Origin of the sequence: Synechococcus lacustris Maggiore-St4-Slac (assembly GCF_024345595.1) — a bacterium.
Lineage (GTDB): Bacteria > Cyanobacteriota > Cyanobacteriia > PCC-6307 > Cyanobiaceae > Synechococcus_D > Synechococcus_D lacustris.
In genome coordinates this window covers 31,321-47,018 of sequence record NZ_JAGQBK010000009.1, presented here as the reverse complement: position 1 = coordinate 47,018, position 15,698 = coordinate 31,321, and the positions used below count along the sequence as shown (strand labels likewise).

17 protein-coding genes are annotated in these 15,698 nt (G+C 51.0%); 6 read left to right on the top strand and 11 right to left on the bottom strand.

Annotated features, from left to right (window positions below):
• Window positions 1–14: 14 nt before the first annotated feature.
• Complete coding sequence (locus tag KBY68_RS08120) at window positions 15–1,064, top strand: Gfo/Idh/MocA family protein (RefSeq protein WP_255096692.1); 1,050 nt, start codon at window positions 15–17, stop codon at window positions 1,062–1,064.
• Here the strand turns inward: KBY68_RS08120 and KBY68_RS08115 are convergent.
• The 11 genes from KBY68_RS08115 to KBY68_RS08065 all read right to left on the bottom strand — a co-directional run bounded on the left by KBY68_RS08115 (window position 1,042) and on the right by KBY68_RS08065 (window position 11,128).
• The gene (locus KBY68_RS08115) at window positions 1,042–1,659 is read right to left on the bottom strand and encodes an AAA family ATPase (protein WP_255096691.1); all 618 of its coding nucleotides are present in this window, start codon (window positions 1,657–1,659) and stop codon (window positions 1,042–1,044) included. The genes KBY68_RS08120 and KBY68_RS08115 overlap by 23 nt on opposite strands.
• 6 nt (window positions 1,660–1,665) lie before the next feature.
• Window positions 1,666–2,349, bottom strand: coding sequence for a GDSL-type esterase/lipase family protein (locus KBY68_RS08110; protein WP_255096690.1), 684 nt, complete (start codon window positions 2,347–2,349; stop codon window positions 1,666–1,668).
• A 94-nt stretch (window positions 2,350–2,443) separates the two neighbouring features.
• The gene (gene psbA / locus KBY68_RS08105) at window positions 2,444–3,523 is read right to left on the bottom strand and encodes a photosystem II reaction center subunit D1 (protein ID WP_106498625.1); all 1,080 of its coding nucleotides are present in this window, start codon (window positions 3,521–3,523) and stop codon (window positions 2,444–2,446) included.
• An 81-nt stretch (window positions 3,524–3,604) separates the two neighbouring features.
• Window positions 3,605–4,276 (bottom strand): class II aldolase/adducin family protein, encoded by a 672-nt coding sequence (locus KBY68_RS08100; RefSeq protein ID WP_255096689.1) that lies wholly within the window; start codon window positions 4,274–4,276, stop codon window positions 3,605–3,607.
• Window positions 4,277–4,302: 26 nt separating this feature from the next.
• The gene (gene mtnA, locus KBY68_RS08095; RefSeq protein ID WP_255096688.1) at window positions 4,303–5,394 is read right to left on the bottom strand and encodes an S-methyl-5-thioribose-1-phosphate isomerase; all 1,092 of its coding nucleotides are present in this window, start codon (window positions 5,392–5,394) and stop codon (window positions 4,303–4,305) included.
• Between the two features lie 52 nt (window positions 5,395–5,446).
• Window positions 5,447–5,971: a DUF1543 domain-containing protein gene (locus KBY68_RS08090; RefSeq protein WP_255096687.1), complete on the bottom strand. Its 525-nt coding sequence runs from the start codon at window positions 5,969–5,971 to the stop codon at window positions 5,447–5,449.
• A gap of 4 nt (window positions 5,972–5,975) precedes the next feature.
• The gene (locus KBY68_RS08085; RefSeq protein WP_255096686.1) at window positions 5,976–7,238 is read right to left on the bottom strand and encodes a SufS family cysteine desulfurase; all 1,263 of its coding nucleotides are present in this window, start codon (window positions 7,236–7,238) and stop codon (window positions 5,976–5,978) included.
• Window positions 7,239–7,240: 2 nt separating this feature from the next.
• Window positions 7,241–8,419: a SufD family Fe-S cluster assembly protein gene (locus tag KBY68_RS08080; RefSeq protein WP_255096685.1), complete on the bottom strand. Its 1,179-nt coding sequence runs from the start codon at window positions 8,417–8,419 to the stop codon at window positions 7,241–7,243.
• Window positions 8,406–9,248: a Fe-S cluster assembly ATPase SufC gene (gene sufC / locus KBY68_RS08075; RefSeq protein WP_255096684.1), complete on the bottom strand. Its 843-nt coding sequence runs from the start codon at window positions 9,246–9,248 to the stop codon at window positions 8,406–8,408. The genes KBY68_RS08080 and sufC overlap by 14 nt, the downstream gene beginning before the upstream one ends.
• Before the next feature lie 48 nt (window positions 9,249–9,296).
• The gene (sufB, locus tag KBY68_RS08070) at window positions 9,297–10,772 is read right to left on the bottom strand and encodes a Fe-S cluster assembly protein SufB (protein WP_255096683.1); all 1,476 of its coding nucleotides are present in this window, start codon (window positions 10,770–10,772) and stop codon (window positions 9,297–9,299) included.
• Window positions 10,772–11,128, bottom strand: coding sequence for a ferredoxin-thioredoxin reductase catalytic domain-containing protein (locus KBY68_RS08065; protein WP_106498813.1), 357 nt, complete (start codon window positions 11,126–11,128; stop codon window positions 10,772–10,774). Before KBY68_RS08065 ends, sufB begins: the two co-directional genes overlap by 1 nt.
• 142 nt (window positions 11,129–11,270) lie before the next feature.
• Between KBY68_RS08065 and KBY68_RS08060 the strand changes: the two genes are divergently transcribed.
• The 5 genes from KBY68_RS08060 (at window position 11,271) to KBY68_RS08040 (ending at window position 15,698) form a co-directional block, all read left to right on the top strand.
• A complete protein-coding gene (locus KBY68_RS08060; protein ID WP_106498757.1) occupies window positions 11,271–12,359 on the top strand; it encodes a class I fructose-bisphosphate aldolase in 1,089 nt (362 codons plus the stop codon).
• 15 nt (window positions 12,360–12,374) lie between these two features.
• A complete protein-coding gene (gene sufR / locus KBY68_RS08055) occupies window positions 12,375–13,013 on the top strand; it encodes an iron-sulfur cluster biosynthesis transcriptional regulator SufR (protein ID WP_106498758.1) in 639 nt (212 codons plus the stop codon).
• 10 nt (window positions 13,014–13,023) lie between these two features.
• Window positions 13,024–13,614 carry a phycobiliprotein lyase gene (locus tag KBY68_RS08050; protein ID WP_255096682.1) on the top strand — a complete coding sequence of 197 codons (591 nt, stop codon included), beginning with the start codon at window positions 13,024–13,026 and terminating at the stop codon, window positions 13,612–13,614.
• Between the two features lie 110 nt (window positions 13,615–13,724).
• Complete coding sequence (locus KBY68_RS08045) at window positions 13,725–14,483, top strand: phycobilisome rod-core linker polypeptide (RefSeq protein WP_106498760.1); 759 nt, start codon at window positions 13,725–13,727, stop codon at window positions 14,481–14,483.
• A gap of 126 nt (window positions 14,484–14,609) precedes the next feature.
• Window positions 14,610–15,698, top strand: a complete 1,089-nt coding sequence (locus KBY68_RS08040; RefSeq protein WP_106498761.1) for a DUF4912 domain-containing protein — start codon at window positions 14,610–14,612, stop codon at window positions 15,696–15,698.

Sequence of the window (15,698 nt, the reverse complement as noted above, 5' to 3'; positions counted from 1 at the left end):
AAACATGCCTTCAAATGAAACCAAGCTATCAATTGAGAATTGGTTTAGCCGGTTTGGGTCGATTTGGCATCATGCATGCCAAGGTATTGAGCTCAATGGCAAATGTTGAATTATTAGCTATTGCTGAAACACGCCACGAACAACTAGAGGAAATTGGTGAGCTTTATGGTGTTAAACGTCGATACAAAGAAGCAGAAGAACTAATCAAGGATCCTGATCTTGATGCAATCGTAATAGTAACTCCCAACGATCAACATGAGCAACATTGCTTGCAAGCACTTGCCACAGGCAAACCTGTATTCATAGAAAAACCACTTGCCTCAAATTACAAAAATGCTCAAAACTTAAAACAGGCTGCCGAAAATAGTGGCTCAATACTACAGGTTGGCCTCATATTAAGATATGAACTTAATCACAGAATTATCCATCAGCAAATCCATCAAAAAGATCTTGGTGAGCTGATTTCCATCCGCACTAAACGGAATTTAAGCCGTTCTTGGTTTACAGCAACGGCAGAGAAAGTACACACCATTTACGAATCATCAATTCATGATCTAGATTTATTACTATGGCTCACAGGAAGCAAACCAATTAGTGTTTTTGCCCATGAGCGCCGATTGGGCAATTACTTATCACCAGAGGCCTGCATTGCCCTGATAAAGTTTGAAAATGGCTGCATTGGCATTACAGAAACCAGCTGGTTTGTTCCCCCAGGGGCGCCGGCAAATGTTACCACTAGCAACTGGAACGGCTGCATTGATGCCGAATTAGTGGTTGTGGGCAGCAACAAAACAGTGCAGCTGAGATCACTAGATAGCCCCTTAAAAATATGGGATTCATCGGGAACCAGCTCACCAGATAGCATTCTGTGGCCGGAATATAACGGTAGGATTTATGGAGCATTGCGAGAAGAATTAGATGATTTCGTGAAATGCGCAAGCCAGGGGGTTGAATCAGAAACAGCTAATCTTGAACATGCCATAAATGGCCTGCAACTGGCAGATGCGATTATTGAATCGGCTCGCATTGGCACTCCGATTATCATGAACCAGCAAAGCGGCTAGCACTAATACTCTCAATTGCCAGCTGGATTTGTTTCAATCGCAATTCTGAATCACCCACTAATTCGATCAACTTGAGCTTTTCAAAGGCTGGCAACAGATCAAACAAGCCATCTCTATATATCTGCTTAAAGATCATATCCACGCTATTGCGATATTCCAGGTCGGGAGGCCTGATTCCGTCATCCTCCATGGGCACGGGCCACTGCTCAGAAATAGGTATAAAAGCAAGAATGTCAAGATGATCCAAAGATTCTCGAACAGCATCTACCATCGTTAGCACAAACTCCTTATCTATATCCGTTGTGGCTTGGAATGCGGTGTATTGAGAATAGGCAAGATAGTCAATTGGACAGCGATCAAATATCACATTGCATTCACTGGAATCATATCTATGCAACCTGCTAATACTATAGAATAGTTGCAAGCCATTATGCAACCTGGTTGACTTGTCTTGAAAGGCAATTTCATAGGGACCATTAAAAGATAGAACCCTATAGGGCTCATCCTCCCATAAATAATCAGGATTGGAATGAAGCCAGTCCCTAACCACTGTTGATTTACCGAGCGAATGGGAACCAGAAATTGCAATGCGCATAATTTTCTAATTAAGCCTGCAGAAACCCTCGGGCGGCAGCCCGGCCCATAACAATAGCTCCGGCCAGCAGCTCACCTGCTCAAATATCCATTCATGGCCAGCACTATTGCAATGGATCCCATCACTGCAAAGACGTTTAGACCATTCCAATGGCACATTTTCAGTGGCGCTTATCTCTCCATCCCAAAGCCTTAGAAATGGCACATTTGCTCCTAAACAAGCTTCCTCAATTAGACGATTATAAAGATCCAGATCACGATTTAAATACCATAAACAATTAGCAAAAGGCATCACCGCTTCATTAACTGGCGTTAGCCCCACCACGAAAACCGGCGCCAAACATTTTGCATTTATCAACAGCTGCTCAAAGCCAAATAGGAAAGCAGCAGGATCTAATTGCTGCCTGCCGTCACATCTACCTATGCGGGCAGCATCATTAATCCCAACAGCAATCAACATGCCTTGGGGCTTTTGACGACGCAACTCTCCGCGGACCATGAACTCATTGTTGAGCCGATTACTGAGGCGTTCAAGACCATCGCCTCTCACTCCAAGGTTATATAAAACTGGCGCCTGCAACCTGGGCATCCAATGGCGGCGTAAGCGCTCCACCCAACCGCCACCTTCGCTATCGCCCCAGCCGAAGACGCCACTATCACCAAATGCAATAAATTTCGCCGCAGTTTCCATCCTGCCCTGCAGAAGTAGGGGTAACCATTAAAAAGCCCCCGGGTTAGCGGGGGCGATTTCTATTCCTCTAATTAAGCGTTTGCTTAGTTAGTGATCAACCGATTGCAGGGGCGGTTAGGGCTACAGGAGCGCTTTCAGCTGCTGCAAGGTCGAGGGGGAAGTTGTGAGCATTGCGCTCGTGCATTACTTCCATACCCAAACCAGCGCGGTTCAAGATGTCAGCCCAGGTGTTTAGCACACGGCCCTGGGAATCCAGGATCGACTGGTTGAAGTTGAAACCGTTCAGGTTGAAGGCCATCGTGCTCACGCCAAGGGCGGTGAACCAAATACCCACTACAGGCCAGGCTGCAAGGAAGAAGTGCAGGCTGCGGCTGTTGTTGAAGGATGCGTATTGGAAGATCAAGCGACCGAAATAACCGTGGGCAGCCACGATGTTGTAGGTCTCTTCTTCTTGACCAAACTTATAGCCGTAGTTCTGGCTCTCAGATTCGGTGGTTTCACGCACCAAGCTGGAGGTAACCAGTGAACCGTGCATTGCAGAGAACAAGCTGCCACCAAACACACCGGCTACGCCGAGCATGTGGAAGGGGTGCATAAGGATGTTGTGCTCAGCTTGGAACACCAACATGTAGTTGAAGGTGCCTGAAATACCCAGGGGCATTGCATCAGAGAAGGAACCCTGACCGAAGGGATAAACAAGGAACACTGCAGATGCAGCAGCCACAGGGGCGCTGTAGGCAATGCAGATCCAGGGGCGCATGCCCAAGCGGTAGGAAAGTTCCCACTCACGTCCCATATAGGCATAGATGCCGATCAGGAAGTGGAAAATCACCAGTTGGAAAGGACCACCGTTGTAGAGCCACTCGTCGAGGCTGGCGGCTTCCCAGATTGGGTAGAAGTGAAGGCCGATGGCGTTGCTAGAAGGCACAACAGCGCCGGAAATGATGTTGTTGCCGTAGATCAAAGAACCAGCAACGGGCTCGCGGATGCCGTCGATGTCAACGGGGGGAGCTGCGATGAAGGCAACGATGAAACAGGTGGTAGCAGCAAGCAGGGTGGGGATCATCAGAACGCCGAACCAACCCACATAGAGGCGGTTGTCGGTGCTGGTAACCCACTCACAGAACTGCTGCCACGCAGAAGCGCTGGAGCGCTGCTGAATTGTGGTTTGCATGAGTTCGGGGAGAAACTAGGGAAGATGAACGGTTATCCGCCCACTGAATCGTAACGGAAGATTGCGCAATGTGTGGATTCTCTAAGTATTGGCTGCTTGCCAGTTGAGTCCGCCGTAGTTCAGCCCTGCCATCTGCTGGCGCACCCGCTCCATTTCCCGCTCCTCAAGCAATGCTGGTTCACCGAGCTGCAAAGCCTGCAAATACATATGGGCAAGGGTTTCCACCTCAACCGCCAGGCTTAGGGCCTGATCAAGGGTTGCGCCCAAGCTCACCTGGCCGTGGTGGGCCAGCAGGCAGGCCTTACGTTCCCGCAACGCTTCAAATACTGATTCACTCAATTCCTCCGTGCCAAAAGTGGCGTATGGGGCACAGCGAATCGAATTACCACCAGCCATTACAACCATGTAGTGAAAACTGGGTATGCCTCTGCAATGGCAAGAAAGGGCAGTGGCATGGATTGAATGGCAATGCAGCACAGCTTGCTGCTCAGGCCTGTTAGCCAAGATATGGGCATGGAGCCGCCATTCAGAAGATGGTCGCCGTTCGGTTTGAGCTTCAACTAACGGCTTGCCACTGAAATCAATTGCCACCAGATCAGCTGGCAACATCTGCTCGTAGGGCAGGGAGCTGGGGGTGATCAACAACCCGCCCGGGATGCGAGCTGAAAGGTTGCCAGAAGTGCCCTGGTTAAGCCCCGTGCCATTCAGCCGCCTTGCTACTTCTACCAGCTCCTGGCGCAAGTCACTAAACAAGGAGGTAAAAGCAGATTTATAAAACGTTAATTGGCAACTGCATACAACCCCCTCAACCCAGCCTCAGTGGCAGCTGCCACGCCTCGCTCCGTGATCAATGCTGTAACCAAACGCGCTGGTGTTACGTCGAAGGCAGGATTGAAAGCTTTGCTCCCGGTGGGCGTTAACTGAACAGTGCAGATTTCAGCGTTTCCAGCAACCCCTTGAATATGGGTTACCTCCAACTCAGACCTGGCCTCGATTGGGATCTCGGCTACGCCATCGCCAATACTCCAATCAATTGTGGAAGCTGGTAAAGCCACATAAAAAGGCACACCGTTGTCGTTTGCAGCCAGAGCTTTCAAATAGGTGCCGATCTTGTTGCAAACATCACCATTGCGGGTGGTGCGGTCGGTGCCAACGATCACAGCATCCACCTGGCCGTGCTGCATCAAATGGCCGCCGGCATTGTCAACGATCACCGTATGGGGCACACCCTCCTTTGCCAATTCGTAGGCGGTGAGGGATGCCCCCTGGTTGCGGGGGCGGGTTTCATCCACCCAAACATGGATATTCAAGCCGGCGCGGTGGGCCTTATAAATCGGTGCTAACGCCGTACCCCAATCAACAGTGGCAAGCCAACCGGCATTGCAATGGGTGAGCACGTTGAGCTGTTGGCCTGGGCGGGCTGCTGCCAGCTGCCTAAAAAGCTCAAGGCCGTGCTCGCCGATGGCTTCGCACATGGCCACATCCTCTTCAGCAATTGCCGCCGCTTCTGCCTTGGCCGCCGCAGCTCGCTGATCGAGGGGCAAGGGCTGCACCTTGGCTCGCACCCGCTCAAGGGCCCAACGCAAATTGATGGCGGTGGGGCGAGTGGCATTGAGCTGCTCAAATGCAGCTTCTAAGGCTGCATCACTGGAATCAACCTGCAGGGCGAGCATCAACCCGTAGGCACCAGTAACGCCAATCAAAGGGGCACCCCTAACCACCATGGTGCTGATGGCAGCCGCTGCTTCGGCGCAACATCCAAGTGATTTTGTTTTGAATTGATGGGGCAGCTGGGTTTGATCGATCACACCAACCGACCTGCCGCCCTCCTCTAGCCAAATTGTGCGCCAGGGTGAACCATCGATATTCATAGAAACAGAACTATTTGCTATGGATTAATCCTAACTGCCAATTAAATTCAGCTCATATCAAGCGGTAGCCAAACCAATCGGGCACCTGGGCCTGATTGCGGCCCTGGGGATCGGGATTTAGCTGCACATGCCAAGGGCCATCTGATCCAATTTCAAGCTGCTGGATGGCTAAGCAGTTATCAATGGAGCAGAGATCATCTTTGTGTTGCAGGTGTGCTCCTGGCAACCAATGGCGCTTAGCTGAAGCCTTAGCCGCCTGGGCTGAGGGAGCCACAAGTACTCCAAAATGGTGGAGCTCAGCTAACGATTCAAAGTTGTATGCACCCATATTAACAAACCAAAGTTGCTGATCAAGATTTTTTGGCGCTTCACTGCTAAGGCTTACCGCATAACCATCAACAAATTCCACAGCCATGTAGGCATCGATATGTAAACCAGAGCGAGCACCAAACCACTGGCGTTTTAATTCTGGATAAGTAGCTTCAATCGTATCGCCAGCAACAAAGCGAACGTCGTGGAGTTCAATGTTACTTTTTGCAGTTCGCCCCCCTAGTACAACTAAAAAGAGACGTGCCATATTTTCAACTGTGCTCTTTTAAAAAAGCAATACTGCTTGTTAATTCTGCCAAAAACTGATCAATTTCAGCGCTGGTGGTGGTGAAGGCAAGGCTGGCCCTAGCAGAAGCGTTTATACCCAAAAGTCGATGCAGTGGTTGGGTGCAATGGTGACCACTGCGAATGCAAATACCACTGGCATCGAGCAAAGCACAAAGGTCGTGGGGGTGAGCACCCATTACCACAAAACTGGCAAGGGCCCCACGATTTGGTTGTTGTTCAGGGGTGGGGCCAAGCAACTGCAAATCCTCAATGCGTGCTAAGCCATCCCATAGCTGAGCAGTTAATTGCTGCTCCCAAGCATGGATTTGAACTAAACCAATATCCGCTAAGTAATCAAGGGCGGCACCCATGCCAATTGCTTCGCCAATGGCGGGCGTTCCCGCCTCAAACTTATGGGGCAGCCCTGCCCAGGTGCTGTGGCTAAGGAAAACCTCATCAATCATTTCGCCACCACCCAAGAACGGTGGCGCTTCTTCAAGTAATTCACGCCGCCCCCAAAGAAATCCCATGCCGGTGGGGCCGCATAATTTGTGGCTAGAAGCCACCAACCAATCACACGCTAAAGCTTGCACATCCACAGGTATATGGGCAACACTCTGGCAAGCATCAACCAGCACCTTGGCACCAACAGCATGGGCCAACTCAACCAAGTTGGCAATTGGATTTAAGCAACCCAGGCTATTACTTAGCTGAACAAGCGGTACAATTCGAGTGCGCTGATTAAGCTGGGCGCGAAAATCATCAATATCCAATTCTCCATTTGCAGTAATGCCAACATGGCGCAAAACAGCTCCAGTACGGTTGGCCACCAGTTGCCACGGCACTAAATTACTGTGATGCTCCATCACTGATGTGAGAATTTCATCACCGGGTTGCAAATTTGCATTAGCCCAAGTGCAGGCAACTAAATTGATCGCCTCAGTAGCATTGCGAGTAAAAACAATCTCAGCGGAATCGTTAGCGCCAATAAATTTAGCCACTTTAGTTCGCGCCGCTTCAAATGCATCGGTAGCCCTTGCACTGAGGCTATGGGCACCGCGGTGAACATTAGCATTGTCATGGCTGTAATAATTATTTAAAGCATCTAATACACGCTTGGGCTTTTGACTGGTTGCCGCATGGTCGAGATAAATAAGTGGTTTACCATTTATGGTTTGATTCAATACAGGAAAATCGCCTCTACAGCGCTGGGCCAAATCATTAACAATGGCAGATTGTGTGTTCATGGCTATGAAGATTGCTTTAGCAGATCCCAGCTGCGGGCAAGGGCAGGCATGGAATTAATAATCTGCATGCAAAAACCTTTTTTCAATAGGGCAACCGCCTGTTCACGTTTAATCCCACGGCTTTGCATATAAAACAATTCTTCGTCTGCCAAACTACTAATTGTTGCGCCATGGCTGCAACGAACATCATCTGCAATGATTGCTAGCTCTGGCTTTGCGTCTACTCGGGCGCGATTACTAAGTAACATATGACGACTTAATTGAGAAGCATCAGTGCCCTGTGCCAACCTTGGCACCTGCACCGAGCCATTAAAAATACTGTGGGCAGAATCATCAACCAAGGCTTTTTGCAGCTGCTCAAGGCAACCGTTTGGGCCATCAAAACGCACAGAGCTATGTAGATCAATGATTTGATCTAGATCCGCAATCGCCAAATCTTTTAAACAGGTGTGGGCAGCACCATCGGTTTGCTGAACCCGAGGCTCCTGACGGGCCAAGGCCCAGCCATGCACAAAGGCGCTGCGTTCATAGCGGCTAGAGGGAGCTTGCTTAACTTCGGCTCCACTTAATAAAACTGCCCCCTCAGCTCCGCTGAGGCTTTGGGCTTCAAGCAATTGAGCAGCATTACCTAGATCAATAATAGAAGTAAAAAGAATTAAACTATTTTCACTGCTTTGTAGCTGCACAAATAACTCTAAAGAAGCACCATCAGCCAAGTGAATTTGAAGATGTGGTGTTAATAATGCGTTGGCCTCTCCGGGATTTAGCAGCAATTCAAGCCGTAGGGATTCACCAGGCTCCAATTGCAAATTCAAGGCTGGACCAGCCAACACATCCTGCAACTGAAACACCCAAGCACTATCGGCGCAGGCCCCTCCCCTGGGTGCGCTTTCAATCTCTAATCCGGTGGGGGGCTGAGCGGAGCCGGGCGCAAGCACAAAGTTGCAACCATTTTGAGCAAGCATTAAACGCACCACCCCTGACTCAACAGCTGGATGGGCAACAGCTTGGGCCGCTCCCCTCGGCTTGAGCAGAGCAGGAGTGAGGCCGGTGAGGGGAGCAATATCTGTAAATCTCCAGGGCTCTAGGCGCCGATGGGGCAAGCCCTGCTGCTGCAATTGATCAATTGCTTGCTCTGATCCACTGCCATGGGCTTGGAGGAAGTGGTTAAGCCAGCTCATGCTCCGCCTCCCCAATCGCATCAGCCCTAGAACTGATGCCAGCTTCAACATCAATCCAGTCGTACCCTTTGCTTTCCAGTTCAAAGGCAAGTTCAGGGCCGGCGGTGCGCAAGATTCGACCATGGGCCATCACATGCACAAAGTGAGGCGTTACTGCTTCGAGCAACCTTTGATAGTGGGTAATCAACAGAGTTGCATTATTGGGACCAGCTAAATGATTCACTCCCTCTGCAACAATGCGCAGTGCATCTATATCTAAGCCAGAGTCAGTTTCATCAAGAATTGCAAGGGATGGCTCGAGCAAAGCCATTTGCAGAATTTCGTTGCGCTTTTTTTCTCCACCGGAAAAGCCTTCATTCAAGCTTCGATCCAAAAAGGATGGATCCATCTGCACTAATTGCAAACGTTGCTGCAAATGATCTTCGAAACTAAATGTATCCAACTCCTCCAGGCCAAGGGCAATGCGCCTGGCGTTAGTGGAAACCCGCAGGAACTCCAAATTGCTAACTCCAGGTATCTCAACCGGATATTGGAAACCTAAAAATATGCCTGCCCGTGAACGCTCCTCTGGGGCCAATTCAGCCAGATCCCTACCCTTGAAACGAATAGAACCAGCTGTAATTACATAGGAAGGATGGCCAGCAATCACCTTAGAAAGAGTACTTTTTCCACTGCCATTACGACCCATCAATGCATGAATTTCACCAACCCTCACCGTTAGATTAACGCCGCAGAGAATTTCCTGATCAAGTTCATGATCAACAACGCTTGCCCTGAGGTTGCTAACTTCCAGCAGGGGGGGATTTGGGGTGGTGGTGGTAGCCGTCACAGGTGAAATATCAAAATGAATGGGGAAATCAGAGTTGCGTTAGGTCCGTTAACCAACGGACCCCTCCAATTTGAGGGCAAGCAATTTATCTGCCTCGGCCGCAAACTCCAAGGGGAGCTGATTAAAAACATCACGACAAAAGCCGCTAACCATCATTGAAACCGCCTCTTCAAAGGAAATCCCCCTGCTTTGCAGATAAAAAAGCTGATCCGCTGAAATTCGGCAGGTGCTTGCCTCATGTTCAATTGTGGAATCAGGTTGCTGGGAGCGTATGTAAGGGAAAGTATTTGCTGCAGCCTTGTCACCAATGAGCATTGAATCGCACTGGCTGTAATTACGGGCTCCGCAGGCCTTGGGGCCAATTTGCACCAAACCCCTATAGCTATTGGAAGACTTGCCGGCACTTATTCCCTTGCTAACAATTGTGGAGCGAGTGCGGGCACCCACGTGCAACATTTTTGTGCCCGTATCAGCTTGTTGATGGTTGTTGGTGAGGGCAACAGAATAAAATTCACCAACTGAATCATCACCTACAAGCAGGCAACTGGGATATTTCCAGGTAATTGCAGAACCTGTTTCCACTTGGGTCCAACTGATGTGGCTACGGGGTCCCTCACAAATCCCACGTTTGGTAACAAAATTGTAAATACCACCCTTACCTGATTCATCACCAGCATACCAATTTTGAACGGTTGAATACTTTATTGAAGCATCGGTATGGGCAACTAGTTCAACTACGGCTGCATGTAATTGATTGGTATCAAACATCGGTGCAGTACAACCTTCCAGATAGCTCACCGAAGCCCCCTCTTCCGCCACTATCAAAGTGCGTTCAAATTGACCTGTATCACCACTATTGATGCGAAAATAAGTGGAAAGATCCATGGGGCAGGCAACCCCTTTGGGAATAAAAACAAAGGATCCATCACTAAATACAGCTGAATTTAATGCAGCGAAATAGTTGTCTCCAATGGGAACAACCGAACCCAAATAGCGTTCGATTAAATCCCTATGCTCATCAACAGCTTCTGTGAATGAACAAAAAATTACCCCATCTTCGGCGAGTTTTTCCTTATAGGTAGTGGCAATTGAAACGCTGTCAAACACCGCATCAACAGCTACGTTTGAAAGACGTTTTTGCTCACTTAGGGGTATTCCTAATTTCTCGAAGGTTTCCAATAGCTTTGGATCAACTTCATCGAGGCTTGACTTTTTTTGCTGCTGTTTGGGAGCAGCGTAATAAATTATATTTTGGTAGTCAATCTTGGGATAACCCAAAGCGGCCCAATCCGGCTCCTCCATGCGCTGCCAAACGCGAAAAGCCTTGAGCCGAAAATTCAATAGGAACTCTGGCTCATGCTTTTTTGCTGATATTAGTCGCACCACATCTTCATCTAAACCCTTGGCGATTTTATCGGTTTCAATATCAGTTACAAAGCCGTAGCGATAGGGCTGTTGAACCAGATCGCTGAGCTCTGAGCCAAGGCTGGAAGGCGGCGTAATTGGGGAGGAGGTTGCGGTCATTAGCCGGTGGTGTGGGCTTGGATTTCTTCAATAGAGATTGTTTGCTGTTCACCCCTAAATGGATTGTCTTCAGTGAGAAAAAGCATGCAGTGACATTCCTTGCGCTCGCGCATTGGCACACAGGGGCAATTCCAGAAGGCCTGCTCTACTTCCGCCTGCTTGTCTTCATAGTGACGGCAGGGGCAAAGGGCACCACCCAGGTCGTCTTTATGGCGAGCCAATCCCTCAAGCACAACGGCCGTAACGCCAGGATCGCTGCAAAAATAGGTGCCGGTGCGTTGGGCATAGGTTTCGGCAAAACGCCGAATCACCTCAAGACTCTCTGAAACGGCTGGAGTGTTTGTGTCGTGAGCCATGGGGCTATGGGCGAGGGAATTTACGAAACACCCTGGTTTCCTATACCAAGGGTAAAGCAAGGGTATGACCCGCCGCGACCTTTCCCTTAACTGAAAGCTGCTTTTGGCGCCATAGCTTGCAGTTAAGAGCTGATCCAAATCCATGGTTACCCAATCCGGGCTGCCCCAAGTTTCCATTGAAGAGCTGCTGGGTGATGAGGCGGAACTTCTGCTCCATAGCCAAGCCAAGGTGCCTCAAAAGCTTCTGCACCTCCCCAGCGCCGATGGAGTGAGCCGTCTTTTTGCTTGTTCAGATCGCTCCCCCCAGGTTTTGCGCAGCATTCAACAGCTCTATGGCGCTGGCAGGTTGGCCCATACGGGCTATCTATCAATTCTTCCGGTAGACCAAGGAATTGAACATTCTGCAGCCCACTCGTTTAGCCCAAATCCCAGTTACTTCGACAGTGAAGCGATCATTGAACTGGCCGTGGAGGCAGGCTGCAGCGCAGTTGCTTCAACCCTTGGGGTGCTGGGTTCCGTGGCGCGCCGCTGGGCCCATCGCATCCCTTTTTTGGTGAAGCTCAACCACAACCAACTCTTAACAGCGCCCAATAACCACGAGCAAATCCTGTTTGCATCGGTAGATCAAGCCTGGAACATGGGGGCCGTTGCCGTGGGAGCCACCATTTATTTCGGCAGCGATGATTGCAACCGCGAACTACAACAGGTTTCCGCTTTATTTGAGCAGGCCCACCAGCGGGGCCTGGCAACCGTTCTCTGGTGTTACTTGCGAAATCCCCTTTTCAAGCAAGCCGATGCCGATTACCACCTAGCCGCTGATCTCACAGGGCAAGCTAATCACCTTGGTGTAACCATTGGAGCAGACATAATTAAACAGAAGCTTCCTGAAAACAATGGGGGCTATCGGGCCGTGGAGAAGGCCTTAGGCGAGGCCTATGGCATGACAGATGAACGGGTTTACAGCGAACTAAGCAGCGATAACCCCATAGATTTGTGCAGGTATCAAGTGCTCAATTGTTTTGCAGGGCGGATCGGCCTGATCAACAGCGGCGGGGCGGCGGGGCGCAATGACCTCCATGATGCCCTTCGCACCGCAGTAATTAATAAGCGGGCTGGTGGTTGCGGCTTGATAATGGGCCGCAAAGCTTTCCAACGCCCACTAGCTGAGGGTGTTGATTTGATTCAGAGAGTACAAAACATTTACTTGGATTCCGCAATTGCAGTTGCTTGATGCCAGGCTGGATCCATGACCAGCAGTTCCCCAGCCACCACCCATGAAGCGGCGCTTACTTTGCTTCTGCGTCAAGGCGAAGCAAGCGCTGGGGAATTGGCGGAGCAGCTAGAGCTTTCAGTGCAGGTGATGCGCAGGCATTTGCGCAGCTTGGAGGATAAGGGCCTAGTTGAAGCCAGCCCCCAAGCCATCGGCAGGGGAAGGCCCAGCAACCGCTGGCGACTTACCAGCGCCGGCAGGGGGCACTTTCCAGATGGCAGTGAACACTTTGCCTTGGGTTTATTGCAATCGATGAGTGAAAGCCTCAGCCCAAGCCAGGTTCAAAGTTTGCTTTACAACCAGGCCGAACTGCTGGCCAAGAGCTATCGCAGTCAAATTGGCAATGGTGCCCTTGGCCAGAGGCTGGAAAAATTGGTGGAGCTAAGGCGAAGGGAGGGGTATGTGGCTGATTGTGAGGCAGAACCTGGTGGCCCTAACTGGATGCTGCAGGAATATCACTGCTCGGTATCTAGGGTTGCGGAGGCATTCCCGGTAATTTGTGATCAAGAACTGCAATTAATGCGTAAAACTTTTCCCGATTGCGCCGTTGAGAGGGTGCATTGGAAGCTTGAAGGGGGCCACGCCTGCGGTTTTCGGCTCCAACCTCTCACCTGAAGCCATTTCCATGGATCAAATCGATAACGCCCTCACTTTTTTTCGTTTAAGCGCTGGTAGCTGGCGCTCCCAACGCACCAGCCACCATCTGCTGCATCGAAGGGCTGAAGCAGGGGGCTCCTTAATCGAAGTGGCGATGCTCAGCCCCGATGATCCGCGCCTAGTGGCAATGGCCAATCTGCACAACCAAAACCCCGGCGAGGTGGTTGGCGGCTGCCACGTGCGCTGGGGGGGATCGATGGCATGGGATAAACATGGTGAAGCCCATGAGGGTGAAAGCATGTTTGCCCTGATCCCCACCGACACAGAAGGCAGGCAAGGGCTATTGCTGCGGGATCGGGGCTATGCCGAAACCGCTCCCGTGGCCGGAAATTTTCGCCTCGACCAAGAGGGGAGCCTTTGGCTAACAACCAGCTACGAAACCATGGCAAGCGAAGAACGCTTTTGGTTTGTGAGCCCCAATATCCGCCTGCGCAGCAGCACCGTGGAGGGCTTATCCAACACAGCATCCCTATGTATCGAAACCAGGCTTAACGGCGGTCAGCAAAGCAGCACATCCAGCTCCAGCAATGGCATTGCTGCTTCTTTGCTGGGCTGGTGAAGCAATTGCAATCAGCTCTGGAAGGTTACGGACTGTGAGTGCCGTGAACTACAAAAGCTCCCAGGGACTGCCCTACTTCTACGATCATCAACAACGGATGCTGATCACGCGTGGCCCTGCCCCTTCTCTCATACGCTCCCACCACTAAAAATGCCCGAGTAGAGCCCTTCCGGGTGGGATCGGATGAAGATCCCAAGGCTGTTGCACTTGATAGAACCCTCGGTCGTCAAGAGCTGGGTTTCGTGATTGAAGCCGCCTATCGCCAAATCTTTTTCCATGCATTCAAGGTTGATCGGGATCGCTTCCTAGAAAGCCAGCTGCGCAACGGACAGATCACCGTTCGTGATTTCATCCGCTCCCTTTGCCTTTCAGACACCTTTAACCGCAGTTTTTACAACCTAAACAGCAACTACAAGGTGGTTCGCCACCTGGTGGAAAAACTTTTGGGCCGCACCACCCACGGCAAAAGCGAAGAGATCGCCTGGGCTGCAGTGATCATGACCCGAGGGGTAAAGGGCATGGTGGACGACATCATCAACAGCGATGAATATCTCAACGCCTTTGGCTTTGACACGGTTCCTTTCCAGCGCAACCGCGTGGTGGGTTCCCGCGACCTTGGTGAAACTCCCTTCAACATCACCAGCCCCCGCTACGACGCCTACTACCGAAAAATCCTTGGTTTTCCCCAAGTCGTTTACACCGGTACCCCCCGTGCCCTGCCCCCAAGGGCTCGCCAAAGGCGCGGTGGTTACCCAGAGGACTACATGCCATGGGTACGCTCCCTGCCCGCCATGCGCACCGCTGCGCCCGCCGGTGAAATCGCTGAAAACTTCCTTGCGAAGGTGCCTTACCGAAGCATCGGCCGCTGAAAACAGCCGCTCAAATCAGCGATTTTCGAGGGTTAAGAATCAGCGATTGCTGACCAGGCAGCCCAAGCCGCTTGTGGGATTTGGTTACTAAAGCCAAAGTGATCCCAAACCAATCCTTTAATCGTGGTGAACCAAACGCTTTCGTCACTAGCCCGTCTAACCCTGCGGCAGTTGCGCCGTGTGGCCAGTGACCTAGGTGTTGGGCTCTACAGCCGTAAATCCAAGGAAGAGCTCCTGGATGCCATCAGCAAGCAGCAGGAGTTCAGCACAGGTCGCACACGGCTTGAAACAGCAATCTCCTTGGCTGAGATGGAAACCAGCCTTGGTGATGTTCCCCTTCCATTAGCTGAAACCAGGGTGGTGTTTCTACCCAGGGATCCTCAATGGGCCTATGTGTTTTGGGAGATCTCCAGCGATAGCAGAAATGCAGCAACTTCAGCTGGTGCCCGCCAACTGTGCCTGAGGGTTTCTGATGTAACCGGCCTGCAGAGCGGAGCAAGCCACCCCCACACCCTGCAAGAAGTGGTGGTTGATAGCAATGCAACCGAGTGGTATCTACCTGTACCCCTGAGCGACCGCGATTACCGCGTTGAGCTGGGCTTTCGCAAAACTGATGGCGGTTGGTTCTCCTTAGCCTTCTCAGCTGTTGCAAGGGTTCCAGCCTTGCATCCCAGTGAACAAATTCTTGATCAATTTGTTCCCTTCTCCCTGGATGCAGCTCCCACCACCCTGCCAGCCCCCATGGAATCTGGCGACAGCAGTCTCCATGAGCGCCTCTATCAAACTGCCACTGTTCGTTGGCGCAAGCTGGGCCGCGGTTCAGAGGCATTCCATGAAATGGATGAAAACAATTCCTCCCTGCACGGCTTGAATGATTCAGGGATTGGCCGGTGGGCTAGTGGCCGCAATGAGAGTGGCATTGGTGGTGTAGCCCCTCGCCAACGCTCTTTCTGGCTGGTGGCTGATGCAGAGTTGATTGTTTACGGAGCCACTGAACCATCAGCAACCCTTTCCATTGGAGAAGAGGTTGTACCACTCTCAGCGGATGGCACATTTAGGATTCAAGTTCCCTTCCGTGATGGCAAGCAGCTCTATCCAATCAAGGCCGTTGCCGCTGATGGTGAACAAAGCAGAAACATCACCCTTGAGTTTGAGCGCACCACCCCAGAAGACAACAGCAACACCCCAGGACAAGCAAAAGCAGAGTGGTTCTAA